Source organism: Allostella sp. (genome assembly GCF_041913585.1).
Classification (GTDB): Bacteria; Pseudomonadota; Alphaproteobacteria; order ATCC43930; family Allostellaceae; genus Allostella.
Map to the genome: position 1 here is coordinate 1 of NZ_JAYSFE010000109.1, position 16468 is coordinate 16468.

17 protein-coding genes and 1 tRNA gene are annotated in these 16468 nt (G+C 72.5%); 6 read left to right on the forward strand and 12 right to left on the reverse strand.

The features are described from left to right. Both ACE3Q3_RS18205 and ACE3Q3_RS18210 read left to right on the forward strand, forming a co-directional pair. Positions 1-270, forward strand: a 270-nt coding sequence (locus ACE3Q3_RS18205) for a response regulator (protein ID WP_374448492.1), incomplete at its 5' end; no start/stop codon positions are given. Between the two features lie 93 nt (positions 271-363). Then, entirely contained in the window at positions 364-1410 is a 1047-nt protein-coding gene (locus ACE3Q3_RS18210) for an EAL domain-containing protein (protein ID WP_374448494.1), read from the forward strand. Positions 1411-1420: 10 nt separating this feature from the next. Here the strand turns inward: ACE3Q3_RS18210 and ACE3Q3_RS18215 are convergent, their stop codons facing one another. Beyond that, positions 1421-3715 (reverse strand): penicillin acylase family protein, encoded by a 2295-nt coding sequence (locus tag ACE3Q3_RS18215; RefSeq protein WP_374448496.1) that lies wholly within the window; start codon positions 3713-3715, stop codon positions 1421-1423. A 479-nt stretch (positions 3716-4194) separates the two neighbouring features. Further along, positions 4195-5013: an HNH endonuclease gene (locus ACE3Q3_RS18220; RefSeq protein ID WP_374448498.1), complete on the reverse strand. Its 819-nt coding sequence runs from the start codon at positions 5011-5013 to the stop codon at positions 4195-4197. 388 nt (positions 5014-5401) lie between these two features. On the opposite strand from ACE3Q3_RS18220, the gene ACE3Q3_RS18225 reads away from it, so the two are divergent. After that, positions 5402-5635 carry a hypothetical protein gene (locus tag ACE3Q3_RS18225; protein WP_374448501.1) on the forward strand — a complete coding sequence of 78 codons (234 nt, stop codon included), beginning with the start codon at positions 5402-5404 and terminating at the stop codon, positions 5633-5635. A 157-nt stretch (positions 5636-5792) separates the two neighbouring features. Here ACE3Q3_RS18225 and ACE3Q3_RS18230 read toward each other — a convergent pair. The 5 genes from ACE3Q3_RS18230 to ACE3Q3_RS18250 all read right to left on the reverse strand — a co-directional run bounded on the left by ACE3Q3_RS18230 (position 5793) and on the right by ACE3Q3_RS18250 (position 8567). Further along, positions 5793-5868: transfer RNA gene (locus ACE3Q3_RS18230), tRNA-Phe, on the reverse strand. Between the two features lie 116 nt (positions 5869-5984). Next, on the reverse strand, positions 5985-6188 hold the full coding sequence (locus ACE3Q3_RS18235; RefSeq protein WP_374448503.1) for a DNA gyrase inhibitor YacG: 204 nt from the start codon (positions 6186-6188) through the stop codon (positions 5985-5987). Positions 6189-6202: 14 nt separating this feature from the next. Continuing rightward, complete coding sequence (locus ACE3Q3_RS18240; protein ID WP_374448505.1) at positions 6203-7543, reverse strand: ribonuclease E/G; 1341 nt, start codon at positions 7541-7543, stop codon at positions 6203-6205. Beyond that, positions 7540-8136: a nucleoside triphosphate pyrophosphatase gene (locus ACE3Q3_RS18245; RefSeq protein WP_374448524.1), complete on the reverse strand. Its 597-nt coding sequence runs from the start codon at positions 8134-8136 to the stop codon at positions 7540-7542. Before ACE3Q3_RS18245 ends, ACE3Q3_RS18240 begins: the two co-directional genes overlap by 4 nt. A gap of 260 nt (positions 8137-8396) precedes the next feature. Further along, positions 8397-8567: a hypothetical protein gene (locus ACE3Q3_RS18250; RefSeq protein ID WP_374448506.1), complete on the reverse strand. Its 171-nt coding sequence runs from the start codon at positions 8565-8567 to the stop codon at positions 8397-8399. Between ACE3Q3_RS18250 and ACE3Q3_RS18255 the strand changes: the two genes are divergently transcribed. Further along, a complete protein-coding gene (locus ACE3Q3_RS18255) occupies positions 8566-9000 on the forward strand; it encodes a hypothetical protein (protein ID WP_374448508.1) in 435 nt (144 codons plus the stop codon). The genes ACE3Q3_RS18250 and ACE3Q3_RS18255 overlap by 2 nt on opposite strands. Before the next feature lie 258 nt (positions 9001-9258). Next, positions 9259-10425 (forward strand): glycosyltransferase, encoded by a 1167-nt coding sequence (locus ACE3Q3_RS18260; RefSeq protein WP_374448509.1) that lies wholly within the window; start codon positions 9259-9261, stop codon positions 10423-10425. Here the strand turns inward: ACE3Q3_RS18260 and hpnE are convergent. From hpnE to ACE3Q3_RS18285, 5 genes are all read right to left on the reverse strand, one after another. Continuing rightward, the gene (hpnE, locus tag ACE3Q3_RS18265) at positions 10422-11681 is read right to left on the reverse strand and encodes a hydroxysqualene dehydroxylase HpnE (protein ID WP_374448511.1); all 1260 of its coding nucleotides are present in this window, start codon (positions 11679-11681) and stop codon (positions 10422-10424) included. The two genes, ACE3Q3_RS18260 and hpnE, sit on opposite strands and share 4 nt — an antisense overlap. Before the next feature lie 19 nt (positions 11682-11700). Then, positions 11701-12540, reverse strand: coding sequence for a presqualene diphosphate synthase HpnD (gene hpnD, locus ACE3Q3_RS18270; protein WP_374448513.1), 840 nt, complete (start codon positions 12538-12540; stop codon positions 11701-11703). After that, entirely contained in the window at positions 12537-13403 is an 867-nt protein-coding gene (hpnC, locus tag ACE3Q3_RS18275) for a squalene synthase HpnC (RefSeq protein WP_374448516.1), read from the reverse strand. The genes hpnD and hpnC overlap by 4 nt, the downstream gene beginning before the upstream one ends. A gap of 8 nt (positions 13404-13411) precedes the next feature. Next, positions 13412-14197 (reverse strand): class II aldolase/adducin family protein, encoded by a 786-nt coding sequence (locus ACE3Q3_RS18280; RefSeq protein WP_374448518.1) that lies wholly within the window; start codon positions 14195-14197, stop codon positions 13412-13414. Positions 14198-14364: 167 nt separating this feature from the next. Then, positions 14365-15141: a class II aldolase/adducin family protein gene (locus tag ACE3Q3_RS18285; protein WP_374448521.1), complete on the reverse strand. Its 777-nt coding sequence runs from the start codon at positions 15139-15141 to the stop codon at positions 14365-14367. A gap of 163 nt (positions 15142-15304) precedes the next feature. Here ACE3Q3_RS18285 and ACE3Q3_RS18290 point away from each other — a divergent pair, with 163 nt between their 5' ends. Next, positions 15305-16468 (forward strand): hypothetical protein, encoded by a 1164-nt coding sequence (locus tag ACE3Q3_RS18290; RefSeq protein ID WP_374448522.1) that lies wholly within the window; start codon positions 15305-15307, stop codon positions 16466-16468.

The following is a 16468-nucleotide window of genomic DNA, read 5'->3' on the forward strand; positions in this document are numbered from 1 at the left end:
GAGCGCTTCGACGCCGTCCTCATGGACATCCAGATGCCGGTCATGGACGGCATCGAAGCGACGCGGCGCATCCGCGCGCTGCCGGGCCCCGAACGCACGGTCCCGATCATCGCGCTCACCGCCAACGTGCTGACCGGGGCGCGGCAGACCTATCTCGCCGCCGGCATGACCGACTGCGTCGACAAGCCGATCTCCTGGACGGAGCTGGAACACACGCTGGCCCGGGTCACCGCATCCCCGAACAATGCCGTTTCGCCCGACGAAGCTTGATCCGCCGGCCGCCAGGGAGAACACTGTCGCGCGACCGCGTGTCAGCCGCGGTCGACCGAGGAGAGGGGCAGGCACGGGGCCCAGATGCGAAGCATGGAGTGCCAGCGGATCCGGGAGATGGTGCGCGAACGCAATCGCGTCTTCCTGTCCTTCCCGACCGCCTTCACTTTCGAGAAGGCGCGGGCCGGCATCGCCGGCGAGGCGCTGGCGCTCGCTGCCGGCCCCGGCCCGCGCTGCATCTCGTTCGAGGCCACGCCGGCCGAACTCCGGCTCGTCTGCGCCCGCCTGACCCGCGAACTGAGCTCCCAGGAGCGCGCCCACTCGCGCGCTCTGGTACTGCCCGCCGACAACGAGCCGACGCTGGGCGAGTATCTCGGCACCCTGTCGGTCGACCAGCTCGTCGCCGTCGTCGACGGCCTCCGGCTGGTCGAGCTGATCGAGGGAAACCGCCTCTTCTCGGCGCTGCAGCCGATCTACCTTCCCGATCGCAGCCTCTTCGGCCACGAGGCGCTGCTGCGCGGTCGCGAGCCGGACGGCACCGTGATCCCCGCCGGGCCCCTTTTCGCCGCCGCCGGGGAAACCGGCCTGCTCTACACGGTCGACATGGTCGCCCGGCGGCTGGCGCTCGACACCCATGCGCGCGCCGGTTCGGGCGCGATCTTCGTCAACTTCGACCCGACGAACAGCCACGACCCGATGTTTGCCCTGCGCGAGACCGAGGAGCATGTCCGCCGCCTGGGCCTGCGCCCGGCCGACGTCATCTTCGAGGTCACCGAGAGCGGCGAAGTCTCCGATCGCGAGCTTCTCCGGCGGATCCTGCGGTTCTATCGCGAGGCCGGGTTCCGCGTCGCGCTCGACGATGTCGGCGCCGGGTTCGCCGGGCTCAGCATGCTGCTCGAGGTCCAGCCCGACGTCATCAAGATCGACATGGAGCTGGTGCGCGGGGTCGACCGCGACCGCTACCGGCAGAGCGTCGTCGGACACCTGATCGGCATCGCGCGCGACGTCGGCGCGCTGTCGGTCGCCGAGGGCATCGAGACCGAGGCCGAACGCGCCTGGGTGGTGAATGCCGGCGTCGACCTCCTCCAGGGCTACCTGCTCGGCCGCCCGCTCATTCCGGGCGGCGGCCGCAGCAGCTGAATCCGGCGCCTCACCCGGGCTCGATCACCGTCCGGCTCTCCGCCGCCGCCGCGACCGGCGCGCGGTCGAGATGGATCGTGTGGTAGCGACCGAGGCGCCAGTCGTCGAACTGGTCGCGATAGTGGGGGCTGCCGGGAACGCCGGAATTGCCGATGTTCTGCACCGCCAGGAAACTCCGCGGCGCGGCGAAGTCGACGACGATGCGGTACTCCGCGCCCGACGAGGCGCCGTGCGGCGGCAGTTCGCCGCCGGTATTGGCAACGGTGTGCGAACCGCCGGCGACGGCCGCCGGACCGACATCGAAGGCGTCGGCATTGGCCGGCCCCGACAGCGGATGCGGCCAGTGCGCCACATGGACCCGGCCCCAGGTCCAGCCGGCGGGATCGTCACCGAGGCGGCGGCGCAGTGCGGCCACTGCGTCGCGCGCCGCGGCGACCGCCGCCGCCGGCGTGCCCTCGGCGAAATAGGCGGTGTCCGGGTCCGCCAGCAGCGCGACGCAGAGCCCGGTCTGCTGCACCGTCAGGTCGAGCAGACGCTCGGGCATGTGCCGTGCCAGGACCCGGCGCTGCCAATGGTACATGAAGGTCTCGAACGCCGTCGGCCCGGCGCTCTCCAGCCCGTAGCGGCAGTCCCAGCCGGCGAGCAGCCGCGACAGCAGCGCCGCGTCGGGATCGTCGCTGCCGGCGAGCACCGCCAGGATGCCCGGGCAGAGCCGCTCCGCGCGCACGTTCTTGACGTCGTTCTGCAGCGCGATCGTCGCATCGCGCCCGCCGGGCCCGCCCGCGAAGGCCTGATCGATGCGGATGCCGCGGTGGGCCTGGGAATAGGCGCCGTAGATCGGGTGCGGGTAGTCGGCCGGCACGATGCGCTGGTTGGCGCTGGCGACATAGCCGCGCGCCGGGTTGTAGGCATGCGGCAGGCCGTCGAAGGGAATGTAGCCGGTCCAGCGGTCGGCAGCCTCGGCGGCGTCGCGCAGGCCATAGGTAATGCGGCCGCGCACCGGGATACGGCCGGCCATCTGGTAGCCGACATTGCCCACGGCGTCGGCATAGACGAAGTTGAAGACGGCGACCGACCAGTCGCGGAGTGCGGCCCGGAAGGCGCGCCAGTCCGTCGCATGGGCGATCGCCATGCTGGCGCGCAGGTCGTCCATCGGCTCGTGGCCGACCCAGCGCAGCGACAGGGGCGGCTCGCCGCCCTCGGCGAGCGCCGGCACCAGGGCGTTGACGACGGGCCCGCGCACCGTCGAGCGGATGGTGAGGGCGTGCGGCGCGGCACCGCGGACCGGGATTTCGATCCGGCGCTCCTCGAACCGGCGCCACACGTCGCCGTCGCGATAGCGGCCCGGATCGTTCGGGTCGACCTCCTCGCGGTAGAGATCGCGGGTCGAGGCCATGTTGTTGGTCAGGCTCCAGGCGACGGTGCCGTTGCTCCCCCACCACAGGCCGGGGAAGCCCGGATGGCCGCAGCCGGCGGCGTCGAAGCCGGGCAGGTGCAGCCCGTACTCGTACCAGGAGGACGGGACCCAGAAGGGCTGGTGCGGATCGCCCGCCAGCAGCGCCTTGCCGTGCGGCGCGTGCCCGCCCGCGACCGCCCAGTTGTTGCTGCCGGTCTGGTCGTCGCTGCCGGCGGCGAGCGAGCCGCCGTCGGGCAGCACCAGGTTCTCCGACCCTTCCGGCGTCAGGTACGCCTGGCGCACCGCCTCCGGCAGGAAACGCGCGGCCTCGGCCGCCATCAGCCGGTCGATGCGGCCGTTGAGCGACCACCAGATGCCGCGGGCGATCGCCACCACGCAGCCGACGGTGAACGGTTCCGGCCGGTAGCCGAGCAGGCGGAACTCGATCGGCAGGTCGGCGCCGAAGCGGTCGATCTGGCGGTTGATGCCGGCGACGAAGGCCGCCACCGCCGCATGGGTCTCGCCGTCGATGCGGGCCGGCTGCCATGCGGCGATGCGGTCGATGCCGACGGTGCGATGGGCGATGTCGCTCGCCAAGTACTTCGGCCCCAAGACCTCGGCCTGGCGGCCGAGGGCCCGGCGCCGCAGCCGGTCCATCTGCCACAGCCGGTCCTGGGCCATGGCGACGCCGACCCCGTACCAGAGGTCTGCCCGGTTGCCGGCGAAGACGTGCGGCACGCCCGCCCGGTCGCGCAGGATCTCGACCGTGCCGCCGACGGCCCCGGCGAAGCGCGCATCCCCGATCGCCGCCTGCCGTGCCAGCAAGGCGTCGCGCGCCGCCGTCAGGTCGGCGTCGAGCGGCTGGTCCCCGCCCAGACGGGCGAGCAGTTCGGTATCGGCGATGGTCATGGCGGAATCCGCGGTCGGGGCTGGCTCTGTCGACGAACGACGACACCGCGACGCTAGCCGGAGGCGGCGCTGCTGTCACCTGCGCCGAATACACAATCAGGTGGCGGGCGAGGAGGCGCCCAGGGGTGGAGAGAGACTCCCCCAGCAACTCCTGACGGATGCCCGAAGACGCGCCAAAGGCACGAGGCCGATCAGTGGTTCGGCGCCGCGCTTCTGGTTCAGGAAACGCCCGCTGTCCAGCGCCTCCAGCGCCACAACACCTGCCGATTCAGGTGCCGGCGCGCGCAGCCCCAACAGCGAAGACGCTCCAACCAGGACTGCTGCGCTTGCCTTCATAGCCCTGCCGCGACGCCCCTAGAGCATCGGTTGACGTAGTCCCTGACTACTTCATCCAACCTCAGGGCGACCTCCGCCAGCATCGGGTCCGTATCGTCAAGCGCGCAAGAACGCAACGTGCAATGCTGGCAACGACCAGCCTATCAGCCGCCATTCTCCGCTCGGTTGGCGACGGTCCGCATTACAGCGTGCCGAAGCCGATGACAGGTCGGACACAACAGCTCGAAGTCGTTACAGGTCGTCAGGCGTCGCCCCTCGGCCAGCGGGTCACGATGGTGGACGTCCATCAAGGATCGCACGGGTATCTCCGCCTTGCGCGCAAGCGGTTCCGGATCGAACCCGCACTCGTCGCAGACGAACGTACCCCTGCCTTCGCGGTCGGCGACAAATTGTTGCGCCACCAACGCCGAGCGGATCCGGATGGTCCGACTTGCGACCCGGCAACCACCCTCCTTGGCCGCCAGCGTGAAATCGTCGTCCAATGCCGCTAACACATCTTCCTCCGGCACGTCCGCGTTAGTCACAACCGAAACGGGCAGCTGGACACGATCGTATATCCCGCGCGTTGGAGGAAACTGCTGAAGCGCGCGTTCGAATGTCGGTCGTAGCTCCCAGACAAACCCTGTCCGACCGCCGCGGTGCTCGCGGACACTCCAGGACAGGCTTATGGCACCGTACCAGCCGCCCTCTCGACCGGCGCCGATTCCGAGGGCGTCAGCGATCGCGTGCCCGAGGCGGCCATACCGCCCGTTGGCAGCTATGAAATTCGAATAGCCCATGTCGTCGGCCAATTCTGCCGCCGTGATCCGCCCACCCCGCAACACCTGCGCCCGGAGCATGGCCAAATCCTCGTCCGGATTCCGACGCGTCGGCCACACCTGCTGCAATGCCTCTAAGTATTCGGCGACCGTTGGAGGATCGTCATCGAGATCCCTGACTAGCCGCGGCGGTCGTCGTGTCATCACCAAATACTCCCGGATATTTTGATGGAAATAGATTAGGCGTATTCAATGCGCTTAAAGCTTTTTTTAGCTGTACATTGCACGAAGATGGTTAACCTAGTCCGAAATTACCTATGTCGAATATTGGAAAGATGAACTGCCGTATTCAAGCCAAACGACAGTTTCGGCCCGGGACAGACCGCGGACGGTGGCGCTGCGCGCAAGCCGGCCAAGGTCGTACGCCGAGATTGAGGCCGTTCTGGCAGCGGCCAGCAATGGCATCCATGCCGCAGTCGCTCCTGGACTCGTCCCCCGCCTGCGCCAGGGAGATTCGCTCGCCGTCACGTAGTCCAGATACAGTGGTTCCGTGCCTGCGCGAGGTTCTTAGTCTCACGCGCAGCCGTCGCCGGTGGTCGCGATCGGCGAGGGCGGCAAACCCTACACCGGCTCAGGTTTCCCGGCGTCGTTCTTCCGGCTCCTGCGCCACCTGAATCCGAAAGGCGAGATCGGCGACGGCCTGACCTTCAACGGGCTGCGGCACACGACTGGCACGGTCCTGGCCGAACTCGGCTTCGACACGGCGACGATCACGGCCTACCTGGGCCAGCGGTCGACGACCATGGCCGAGCACCTATTCGCGTGACGCCAAGCGCAAGCTATCGGCCCAGAAGGCGGTCGCCGCGTGGGAGGAGAAAACAGGATGAGAACGGATGATGAAGAACCGTGCGGACCCCGATGGAAGACCACCAAGCGCCCCTACTAGGGGGCGGGGGCTAGTAGCTGAAAACCAAGGGGAAAAATGGTGCCCAGGGGCGGATTTGAACCACCGACACGCGGATTTTCAGTCCGCTGCTCTACCAACTGAGCTACCTGGGCACCGGGGCCGGGGCGAGTGCCCGGCGCGAGACGGGGCTTATAGGGAAGTTCGCCCGGCCTGTCCAGCACCGACGCGCTCGATTCCGGGGCGGCCCGGAAGGCGCTGCCGCCCCGCGTCATCCGCGGGTCGGGCCGTCCGGAGCGGGCTCCGCCTCATCCGGCCCTGGCTCGTCGGACTCGTCGGTTTCGACGGCCGGGATGCGATAGGTCTCGCCCAGCCAGCGGCCGAGGTCGACCTGGCGGCACCGGGCCGAACAGAACGGACGGTGCGCCGCCGTCACCGGGCGGCCGCAGATCGGGCAGGCGGTCGGTTCGGGCATCGATGGCTCCTTCCTCACGGGCGGCCGGCCGTGGCATGGAAGTCGCGGTCGCCCAGCGCCGGCGCCGGCTCGACGCGGATGGCGACGCCCGCCTGCTCGGCCAGCCGCGACAGATCGGCCGCCAGCGGGCCGCGCAGCACGGTCTCGACCTCGCGGCCGGCCGCGACCACCACGGCCGCCACCGCCGGCCCTGCCGCGGCCCGGGCGGCGGCCCGCAGCGCATCATAGCCGCGGGCGAGCGACGACGGCTCGGCCCGGGACGGCGCCGACAGGAGGCTCGCCAGCGACGGCCGCGACCGCCGCCGCGTCATCTCCAGCAGCCCCAGACGCGACCAGCCGGCGATCTCGACCGGATCGGGATCGCCCGTGACGGCGGCACGCAGCGCCGCCGCCAGGGCCTCGCGCGACTTGGCGCCGCCCTCGCGCACGAAGTCGACCAGGATCTGGCCGCCGATGGCGCGCAGGCGAAGCTGGGCGGCCAGTGCCGGCACGGCCTTGCGGTTGATCGCCCCCGGCGCCGCCCGCGACGGGCCGGCATCGACGTCGACCAGCGTCGCCGCCTCGACCTCGTCGATCACGAGTTCGCCGCCGCCCGGCAGGGGAACCCGGCGCGCGAGCGCGGCCGCGATCTGCTCCTCGACGCCGGCCTCGTCGAAGAGCCGCCAGCCGGCGGGATCGAGGACGAGGCGCTGGGCGAGGTCGGGCCATCGCTGCCGCACCAGGGCCGTCGCCGCCTGCCACGACCTGCGGTCGGCGAAACGGACGTCGGCGCCGGCGGCGAGCAGCGCCGCCACCCAGGGCTCCGGCGGCGGCGCCAGCGGCGCGGGGGCGCTGGCCGCGCCCGCCCGCTGCAGCAGCGCCGCCCATTCCGCCCGCAGCGCCGCGATCTCGGCCGCGACCGCCTCCGCCTCGGCCTGGCACTTCAGCTCCGCCCCCTCGCCGTCCGCCAGCGCCACCCCCGGCGGCAGCGGTGCGCCGCGGGCGGGGCGCAGGCCCGGCCGGCCGGGCGTCCAGTCGAGCAGCCGGCCGGCGAGGCGCGGCCGGGCGGTGACGCCCAGCCCCATCTCACCGCCGGCCGCGCGCACGACCTGGACGACGAGCAGGTCGCCCGGAGCGGGCGGCTGCGCCGCGTCGGACAGGCGCAGGAAGGCCGCCTGCTCGAGCCCGATATCGACGAAGGCGCCGTCGAAGCCGGCGACCACCTGGGCGACGCGGCCGAGATGGATCGCGCCCGGCCCATGCGCCGGATCGCCGCGGCGGATGTGGAGGTCGACGAGACGGCCGCCGGCCATTATCGCCGCTCGGGTCTCCCCCGGGACATGGTCGACGAGGATGCGGTCGATTGCCGCCGTCATGGCTCGAGCGGGAAGCCGCGCCCGCGCAGCATCGCCGCCGTCTCGAAGAGCGCGAGGCCGACGACATTGGGGTAGGAGCCGACAATGCCGCGCACGAAGAGCGCCGCCCGGCCCTGGATGGCGTAGCCGCCCGCCTTGCCGCGCCATTCCCCGTGGGCGAGATAGCCGGCGATCTCCGCGGCCGTGAGCTGCTTGAAGAGGACCGCGGTCTCGACGTGGCGATGGGTCAGCCGGCCGTCCGGGCCCATGAGCGCGATGCCGCCATGGACGCGGTGGCGACGGCCCGACAGCAGCTCGAGGCAGCGCCGCGCCGTTGCCTCGTCGTCGGCTTTGGGCAGGATGCGGCGGCCGCAGGCGACGACGGTGTCGGCCGCCAGCACCCAGGCGCCCGGATGGCGGACGGCGACCGCCGCCGCCTTGGCCCGCGCCAGCCGCACGGCATGGCCCGCCGGCAACTCGCCGCGGAGCGGGGTCTCGTCGATATCGGCCGGGTCGACGCGGTCGGGGACCAGCCCAACCTGGCGCAGCAGGTCGAGCCGGCGCGGCGAGGAGGACGCGAGGATGAGGGCCGGTCGGCCGGCCTCGGAATGCACAGGCACCGACAACCTTGGTCAGGAGATGGCGGGATCGGGGAACGCCCTTCTCTGCCAGCACCCGGCCCGGCTTGTCGAGCCCCGAGGGGATGTCGCCTGGCCGAGCGCCGACCGCGCGCGAGGCCCACCCCGCGACTTCGCCGGGCTGCCGACCGTGACCATCGAGGACGAGAACCTGGTGGCGAAGGCCCTCGACCTCGCCGACACCGGGATGGATTTCGCCGTCGGAATATCCTCCGGGAACGGCCCGCGATGCCGCCTCACCGCTGCGCGAGCGGCGCCAGGGATGCCGCCAGCCGGACGAACGCGGCCTGGCCGGCGGTGCCGGTCTTGGCGAAGATCTGCGCCACCTGGGTTCGCACCGTCGACACCCGGACCCCGCGGGCCGCGGCGATCTCCTCCGGCCGGATGCCGGCCGCAAGGGTCGCCATGGGGCAGACGGCGCTGCATCGCTTCCAGATGCCGGCGGTCATGGCCGTCGCGGCCGGTCGCCTGCAGCAGGCGGAGCGTCGGGCCGGTACCGAGCACCGGTCCCATCCATTCCGCACAGAAGGCCGACCGCCGCATGTCGGCGAAGGGCACGAGCGTCCGGCCGCTGTAGGCACGCCCGGCCGGATGCCGGGCGGCGGCGCTCATCCACGGATCATGGACGTGCCAGTATTCGGCATAGGGCCGCATCACCTCGTGCGGGAGGTGCGTCCGCCCGATCATGACGTACTGCCCATCCTCCTCGCCCCCGTGCAGGATGTCGCACTTTGCCACGAAGGCGACTCGCCGCGCCTCGATCGCCTCGGCCCAGGCGGCGCTGCCGTCGGCGGCGGCATAGATCTGTCCGATCAGCCCGTCGAGGCACGCTGTCCGTGAGATCGGCCATTGCAGATCGGAACGAAAATCCCTGCGATCATATTCTTATGGCGTGCGGGACATCGCATCCTTCAATTGAAGGATGGATCGCGCCGGGCCGGCTCGGCCCGGCGTAGGCCGCGCGGCGGCTGCGGCAATCCTTCCGTCATGCGCCTGCGTCATCCCCTCTCCCGATGATAACGAATCCGAGGTAGAAATCCGCCGAGGCCCGGTGCAGGGTCCAATTCCTTCCCCATTGCCGGAGCGCGCCGAGGACGGATGTCGATCCTCTACATTCACCACAGCGTTCCCGGGCAGTTCCTCAACCTGATCCAGCATCTGGCCCCGCGCGTGCGCCCGCGCAGCACGTTCCTCGCGGTCCAGGACAATTCCGCCTTCACCATCGTCGACAAGCAGTTCTACCGGCCGGACACGGTCGGCACGCCGGGGGACCGGGCGCTGCAGCCGGTCGCCAACCTGCTGGGCCACGCGCGCGCCGCCGGCCGCAAGCTGCGCCAACTCGCCGATTCCGGGTTCGAGCCGCGCCTCGTCATCGCCCATGCGGGCTGGGGCGGCGTCCTGCCGCTGCGCGAGGTCTTTCCCGACGTGCCGATGATCGCCTACTGCGAGTTCTTCCGCGGCGCCGGGACGACTGCGGACGCAATGGCGACATGGCACCTGCAGGCCGCCCTCGACCAGGCCGCGGCCGGCGTCTCGCCGACCCACTGGCAGCGCTCGACCTTCCCGGCCGCCCACCAGCCGATGATCCGCGTCATTCATGACGGGGTCGACACGCGCCGGCTGCACCCCGACCCGCTGGCGCGTTTCGAGTTGCCGGACCTCACCATGCTGTCGGCGCGCGACAAGGTGGTGACCTACGTCGCCCGCGGGCTGGAGCCGATCCGCGGCTTCCCGGAATTCCTCTATGCCGTGCCGCGCATCCTCGGCCAGGTGCCGGACGCCAGGGTCGTCATCGTCGGCGGCGACCGCGCCCAGTACGGGCCGGACCCGGAAGGCGGCGGCAGCCACCGGGCGGCGCTGGTGCGCGACATGGGCCTCAACGACCCGCGCGTCCATTTCCTCGGCCGCATCCGCTATGCCGACTTCATCCGCCTGATGCAGGTGACGACGGCGCATGTCTATTCCTCGCGCCCCTTCGTGCTCTCCTGGTCGCTGATCGAGGCGATGTCGCTGGGCGCCGTCATCGTCGGCGCGCGCAATCCCGCGGTCGAGGAAGTGATCGAGCACGGCTACAACGGCCTGCTCGCCAATACCGCCGACCCCAACGACCTCGCCGCCCGCGTCGTCGACGTGCTGCGCGACCCGCCGGCCTTCGCCTATCTCGCGCAGGCGGCGCGGGAAACCGCGATCGCCCGCTACGACCTCGCGCGCTGCATGCCGCCGTGGCTCGACCTCATGCGCGAACTGGCGCCGCGCATCGTCTAGCCGGGCTCGGCCCCCTCGACCCCGCAGGCGAGTTCGGCCGCCCGCTCGCCCGAGCGGATCGCCGCCTCGATCGTCGCCGGCAGCGGCCCGTCGACCCAGTCGCCGGCGAGGAAGAGGTTCGGCCACGCCGTCCAGGGCGGCGGACGGCGCGCCGCCGTGGCCGGCGTCTGGGCGATGGTCGCCCGCCGCTCCTTGACCAGCCGCACCGGCGGCACCGGTCCCGCCAGCCCGAGCGCGAAGGCCGCGTCCGCCCACAGGCGCCCGGCGAGCAGGTCGGCATCGGCCTCCATCCCGGCATCGGCGGCGCTGGTCGTCGTCGAAACGACGTCGCCGCGCACGAACACCCATTCCGCCAGGCCGCCGACGATGCCGAGCGGCGCCGGCGGCGGCGGCGGTGCGCCGACGACGCGGAAGTGGGCGTTGAGGATGGCGCGGGTCTCCGTCGGCACGGCCAGGCCCGGGACCAGTTCGCCGGCCGCCCAGGGCGGCACCGCCAGGACGACCGCGTCGTGCGACCCGAGCGGCACCGTCGCCTCGGCGAAGCGCAGCGCCGCCACCCGCCCGGCGGCGAACTCGAGCCCCCGCAGCCGGTGGTGCAGGCGGGGATGGACCGAGCGCCCGGCGAGCCATGCCAGGGCGGGGTCGGCGAAGGCGGCGTCGAGGCAGCGCCGGGCGAGCATCGGGCGGCAGGCGCCGCCGCCGGCCAGAACCGTCTCGCGCAGGACGCGCCCGAGGAGCGCCGCCGAACCCTCGGTCGGCTGGGTGTTCAGCACGGCGATCGCGAGCGGCACCACGAGCGGCTCGTAGAGCGGATGGTCTTCGCCGACGACGGCCGCCACCGTCGCGCCCTCGCCGGCCAGCATCAGGCGGGCGAGCGCCAGATAGTCCCACGCGATGGTCCGGGGCACCCGCCGCCGGCCATCCAGCAGCCACCAGGGGAACCGTCCGGCGCCGAGATCGAGGCACCAGCGCCGGCCGTCGCCGCGATCGACGAAATCGAACCGGGCTGTCGGTGCGATCGCCAGTTCCCCCTCGCTGCCGATCCGCCGGGCGAAGCGCCGGACGGCGTGATTGCCGCTCAGCATCAGGTGATTGCCGTTGTCGACCGTGCATCCCAGCGTCGGGTCGAAGAAGCTGCGGCAGCGGCCGCCGGCCTGACCCGCCGCCTCGTAGAGCCGGACGGCGCGCCCGCGGCCGACGGCATCGACGGCGGCCGCCAGCCCCGCGAGCCCCGCCCCCACGACGTGCAGCGTCATCCCTGCGGTGCCCCGCCGCTCAGAACCAGGTGTGGCGCAGCGCGATCCACAGCCGCTCGCCCGCCGCGAGCCGCACGCGCGGCTCCAGACACCGGAAGCCGCGGGTGCACATCCGATCGAGCAGCCGGCGATAGACGGCCAGCATGATGCGTGCCGGCCGCGCCGGCTGCCGCGGCAGCCCGGCCAGCATCGCGACCGCGGCCTCGAAGCGCTCGCGGGCGACCGCGGCCACCGCCTCGCAGGCCGCGGCGAGCCGCGGGTCGCGCAGCACCGCCGCCGGCGGGCCGGGCGGCAGGCCGGCGCGGGCGAGTTCCTCCCGCGGCAGGTAGAGCCGGCCGTCGCGCGCGTCGTCGGCGACGTCCCGCAGGATGTTGGTCAGCTGGACCGCCTCGCCGAGCGCGACCGAGAGCGGGCGCGCGGCCCGCTCCGGCATCCCGAACACGCGCACGGAGAGGAGACCGACCGCCCCCGCGACCTGACCGCAATACTGCCGAAGCTCGCTCCAGCCCGGCGCCACGACCGGTTGCGCCGCGTCCGTCTCCATGCCGTCGATGACGGCGAGGAAGTCGGTGCGGGCGAGGTCGAAGCGGTGGATCGGGCCGACCAGCGCGCGCGCCACCGGCTCGTCGGGCAAGGCAGCGCCCGGCGCGAACAGGCGCTCGATCTGGCGCCGCCAATGGGCGAGCCCGGCCAGCTTGTCTGGCACCGGCAGCGGCCCGTCGGCGATGTCGTCGACGATGCGGCAGAAGGCGTAGATGGCGAACATCGCCCGCCGCCGCTCGCGCGGCAGCAGGCGCATCGCCCAGTAGAACGAACTGCCGGAGCCGCGGACGACGGCGAGGACGGCGGCGTCGCTCATGGACCGGCGGGGCGCGCGGCCGCGCCGGCGACACCGCGGCGGAACGCGCGATCGCCGAAGGCGCGGCCGAGCCCGACCAGCAGTGCGACGCCATAGGCCCCGCGCCCCAGGCGCACGGGCCGGGCCAGCGGGTCGCCCGCGCGGAGGGCCCGCGACAGGCGCTCGGCGATGCACTGGATGACCGCCGCCTCGGCTGCGAGCCGCCGGTCCGCCAGTCCGGCAGCGAGCGGCCGGGACCGCCGCAGCAGCCCGTCCACGCCGTCGAGACAGCGGTCGACCACCCGGCGGAGCGCCGGAGTGCAGGCCAGCCGGTCGAGGTCGCGGTCGCCGGCGCCGGCGGCGACGAGCCAGTCCTGCGGCAGGTAGACGCGGTCGAGCCGCCGGCGGTCGGCGCCCAGGTCCTGCAGGTGGTTCAGCACCTGGAGCGCGGCACACAAGGCATCCGCCGCGGGCCACCGCGCCCGCGCCTCGCCGTGGAGATCGAGAAGGAACCTGCCGACCGGCGCCGCCGAGCGGTCGCAATAGGCCATCAACGAGGCCCAGTCGGGATGGCGCGCCTGGCGGGCGTCCTGGCGGAAGGCGTCGAGGAGATCGAGTGCGTGGGCCGCCGGCACGCCCGCCGCCGCGAGGCTGCGCCGCAGCCGGTCGCCGACGTCGCCGTCGCCGCCGTCGACCAGGGCGGCCGCCATCCGGTCGAGACGGTCGAGCTTCGCCGCGGCCGGCAGGTCCGGATCGTCGGCCACGTCGTCGGCCGTCCGGGCGAACGCATAGAAGGCCGCGACGTGCGGGCGCCGGTCGCGCGCCAGCAGCCACGATCCGACCGGGAAGTTCTCGTCCGCGGGCCCCTTCGCGGTCCTGCCCATTGCCGGTCTCAGGTGCGGAAGCTCGGGTCCTTGCGGTCCATCAGCCGTACCAGCGCATCGAACTCGAGTTCGCCGAAGGTGGCGACGCCGCCGGTCGCCAGGAACTGCGCGGTGTTCTCGACGCTGGCGCGCCGCACCGCCTCCGGCGGCACGATCAGCGGTCCGCCCCCCGCCTGCGCCGCGAGCTGGATCTCGCAGGCGCGCTGCAGCCGATACATGTAGACGAAGGCCTCCGGAATGCTGCGGCCGCAGGTCAGCAGCCCGTGGGTGCGCAGGACGAGCAGGTTCCGGTTCCCGAGGTTGGCGGCCAGCCGGTCGCGCTCGCCGAGGTCGAGGCTCGGTCCCTCGAAATCGTGATAGGCGACCTGGCCGTCGAAACCCAGCGCGTACATGCTGACCGGGAGCACGCCGCCGGCCTGCGCGGCCACCGCCATGCCCGCGACCGTGTGGGTGTGCATCACGCATTTCGCATCCTCGCGGACGCGATGGATGGCGCTGTGGATGACGAAGCCGGCCGGGTTCACCAGATGGGCGGTCGGCCCGACCGGCTTGCCGTCGAGGTCGATCTTCACGAGGTTGGACGCCGTCACCTCGTCGTAGCGCAGGCCGTAGGGATTGATGAGGAAGTGATGCTCCGGCCCGGGCACGCGAACGGTCGTGTGGCTCCAGATCAGCTCCGTCCAGCCGAGATGGTCGATGATGCGGTAGCAGGCCGCGAGCTGGACGCGGAGCGCCCATTCCGCCTCGCCGATCTGCTCGCGCAACGCTGACCCGATCTCGCGTGTCCCGTCCATGGCCGTCCTCCCGCCGCGGCGCCGGATGCGCCGGTCGCGGCGGAGCCTATCACACGGCGGCCCGCTCCGGCGTCCCCCGAGGGATCGGCCCGGAACGGACGCAGGGTGGTGCTCCCGGCGGTGGCATCTCCCGACCGCCCCGAAGGCCAGGAGGCGTGCCGGCGCGCTCAGTTCTTGTAGTCGGGGGCGATCCGCTCGACGAGCCGCAGCATCGCCGGCCATTCCCGCGAGCCGACCGGGTGGCGGTTGTTGTTCGCGATCTTCCGGCCCTGCTCGATCGTCTTCTCGACCACCGCATCGGGCAGCAGATAGCCCGGCACGCCCGCGCCCTGGAAGGCGAGCTGCATCCGGCAGGCGCGCTCGGCGCGGTACATCCAGATGAAGGCCTCCCCGATCGTCCGGCCGACCGTCAGGAGCCCGTGGTTGCGCAGGATCAGCACCCGCTTGTCGCCGAGATCGGCGACGATGCGCTCGCGCTCCTCGAGCTCCGTCGCTGCCCCCTCGAAGTCGTGATAGGCGACCGAATCGTAGATCAGGAGGCTGTGCTGGGTGTTGGGCAGGAGGCCGTCGCGCTGCGTCGCGACGGCGCAGCCGGCGGCCGTATGGGTGTGCAGGACGCAGGCGAGTTCCGGCACCGCCATGTGGATGGCGGAGTGGATGACGAAGCCGGCCGGGATCACCTCGGCGCCGGGCGGATCGATGACGCGGCCGTCGAGGTCGACCTTGACCAGCGAGGAGGCGGTGATCTCCTCGAAGAGCGAGCCGTAGGGGTTCAGGAGGAAATGGTGCTCCGGCCCGGGCACGCGCACCGAGATGTGGGTCGCGGTCAGGTCCGACCAGCCGAAATGATGCACCAGGCGGTAGCAGGCGGCGAGTTCGACCCGCGCCTGCCATTCCGCCTCCGTCATGCGATCGGACGCGCGCGAAACCAGAGCCAACGCCATCGGAACGACCTCCTGGGGAACGGGCGTTTGCCACTATCGGGCGCCGTACCCCGGGCGGCCAGGGGTTTTTCCGCATCGCGGCAGTCCGATAGGGGCGTTGTGTTCCGCCGCCGCTGCCTATATTCGCTCGGGGCAACCCCGTCGCCAAGAAGGTGAAGCCGTGATGACCGTCCCCGGCCGTTCCTGGATCGCCCCGATGTCGCTGGTCCTCGTCCTCGCCTCCGGCTGCAGCACCGTCGAGCAGGTGACGAGCGTCTTCGGCGGCTCGAACAAGCCGGATGCGCCGAGGGCGGAGGCGGGACGGAGCTTCGTCGGCGAGCGGGCAGCGGCGCTGGAGGGCGACCTCGCGCGGCTGCGCCAGACCGAACGCGAGCGCCGAGCGGCCGTCGACCGCCTCAAGGGCCAGGCGGCGGCCGAGACCGCGGCCTACAACGGGACCGTGCAGGACATCGCCGAGCGCCTCCAGGGCGGCGCCGCCGCGCTCGACCCCAAGCTCCTCGCCCAATGGACCGAGGCGCGCAGCCACCTGGCCCGCGTCGACGAGGCGGTGGCGCGGATGCGGGCCCTCGATGCCGACCTCGGCGCCGACCGGGCGCGCGGCCGCTTCCTCGCCGACACCGCGCGCGGCCTGTCCAGCGTCGGCGGCGCCAGTGCCGAGGAGACCGCCAAGGCGCGTCAGGTCCAGGCCGGGCTGTCGGAGACGGCGGCCGCCCTCGACAAGACCGGGGACGAACTCGCCGCCGAGATCCGCGGCCAGAGCGACTGGCTGGCAACCGAGCGCCGCCGGTCGGACACCCTGCTGGCGGCGGTCCGCGCCGGCACCGCCGCGCCGCGGGCCGAGCCGGCGGCCGGCCGGCCGGCGCCGCGGCCCGTCGCGGCACCCGCCGCCGCTGCCACGACGGCCGCCCCTCCCCCGGCTGCGACCGCCGCCGCTCCGCCCGCCGCCGCGCCCGCTCCCGCCGTTGCCGCCGCGCCCGCCGCGGCAAAGCCGGTGGCGACCCCCGCGGCCGGCTTCAAGCCGACCAGCGTCGACGGCCGTCGCCCCTTCGTCGCCATCCGCTTCGACCAGCCCGATCCCGCCTATGAGCAGCCCCTGTACGAGGCGCTCAAGGTGGCGGTCGACCGCGATGCCGGCATCCGCTTCGACGTCGTCGCCGTGACCTCGCGCGACGGCAAGATGAACGCCAAGCGCGCCGCCGGCTACGCCGACAAGGTGGCGAAGTCGATGCGCACGATGGGCCTCGCCGCCGACCAGGTGCGGACCTATGGCCGCACCCAGTCGGGCCTGCACGACCCCCAGGTCCACGTCTATGTCCGCCGCCGCTAG

What these genes read in the sequence shown, in the direction of transcription:
- ACE3Q3_RS18210 (WP_374448494.1), top strand. Translation starts at nt 364, where the DNA reads ATGGAGTGCCAGCGGATCCGGGAGATGGTGCGCGAACGCAATCGCGTC.
- ACE3Q3_RS18215 (WP_374448496.1), bottom strand. Translation starts at nt 3,715, where the DNA reads ATGACCATCGCCGATACCGAACTGCTCGCCCGTCTGGGCGGGGACCAG.
- ACE3Q3_RS18220 (WP_374448498.1), bottom strand. Translation starts at nt 5,013, where the DNA reads ATGACACGACGACCGCCGCGGCTAGTCAGGGATCTCGATGACGATCCT.
- ACE3Q3_RS18235 (WP_374448503.1), bottom strand. Translation starts at nt 6,188, where the DNA reads ATGCCCGAACCGACCGCCTGCCCGATCTGCGGCCGCCCGGTGACGGCG.
- ACE3Q3_RS18240 (WP_374448505.1), bottom strand. Translation starts at nt 7,543, where the DNA reads ATGACGGCGGCAATCGACCGCATCCTCGTCGACCATGTCCCGGGGGAG.
- ACE3Q3_RS18255 (WP_374448508.1), top strand. Translation starts at nt 8,566, where the DNA reads ATGGGGCAGACGGCGCTGCATCGCTTCCAGATGCCGGCGGTCATGGCC.
- ACE3Q3_RS18250 (WP_374448506.1), bottom strand. Translation starts at nt 8,567, where the DNA reads ATGGCGACCCTTGCGGCCGGCATCCGGCCGGAGGAGATCGCCGCGGCC.
- ACE3Q3_RS18260 (WP_374448509.1), top strand. Translation starts at nt 9,259, where the DNA reads ATGTCGATCCTCTACATTCACCACAGCGTTCCCGGGCAGTTCCTCAAC.
- hpnE (WP_374448511.1), bottom strand. Translation starts at nt 11,681, where the DNA reads ATGACGCTGCACGTCGTGGGGGCGGGGCTCGCGGGGCTGGCGGCCGCC.
- hpnD (WP_374448513.1), bottom strand. Translation starts at nt 12,540, where the DNA reads ATGAGCGACGCCGCCGTCCTCGCCGTCGTCCGCGGCTCCGGCAGTTCG.
- hpnC (WP_374448516.1), bottom strand. Translation starts at nt 13,403, where the DNA reads ATGGGCAGGACCGCGAAGGGGCCCGCGGACGAGAACTTCCCGGTCGGA.
- ACE3Q3_RS18280 (WP_374448518.1), bottom strand. Translation starts at nt 14,197, where the DNA reads ATGGACGGGACACGCGAGATCGGGTCAGCGTTGCGCGAGCAGATCGGC.
- ACE3Q3_RS18285 (WP_374448521.1), bottom strand. Translation starts at nt 15,141, where the DNA reads ATGGCGTTGGCTCTGGTTTCGCGCGCGTCCGATCGCATGACGGAGGCG.
- ACE3Q3_RS18290 (WP_374448522.1), top strand. Translation starts at nt 15,305, where the DNA reads ATGACCGTCCCCGGCCGTTCCTGGATCGCCCCGATGTCGCTGGTCCTC.